This window comes from Acinetobacter sp. AC1-2 (genome assembly GCF_016124155.1).
Classification (GTDB): Bacteria; Pseudomonadota; Gammaproteobacteria; order Pseudomonadales; family Moraxellaceae; genus Acinetobacter; species Acinetobacter calcoaceticus.
Genome location: NZ_JABFFO010000039.1, coordinates 1 through 230, shown reverse-complemented (window position 1 = coordinate 230; position 230 = coordinate 1). Strand labels below are relative to the sequence as shown.

The following is a 230-nucleotide window of genomic DNA, read 5'->3' as shown; positions in this document are numbered from 1 at the left end:
ACCTGCACTCACCGGTACAGTCAATGATCCGACTGCAACAGTGGTGGTGAATGTAGATGGCACTGACTACCCGGCAGTAAACAATGGTGATGGCACCTGGAGTCTTGCAGACAATACCTTGCCTGTACTGACCGATGGTCCGCACACGATTACTGTGACTGCAACAGATGCAGCAGGTAATGTCGGTACAGACACCGCTGTGGTAACAGTAGATACCACTGCACCAAATG

General features: G+C 51.3%; 1 protein-coding gene. It reads left to right on the top strand.

Annotated features, from left to right (window positions below):
- A partial coding sequence (locus HL290_RS18525) for an Ig-like domain-containing protein (protein WP_198497233.1) occupies positions 1 to 230 on the top strand: 230 nt, incomplete at both ends.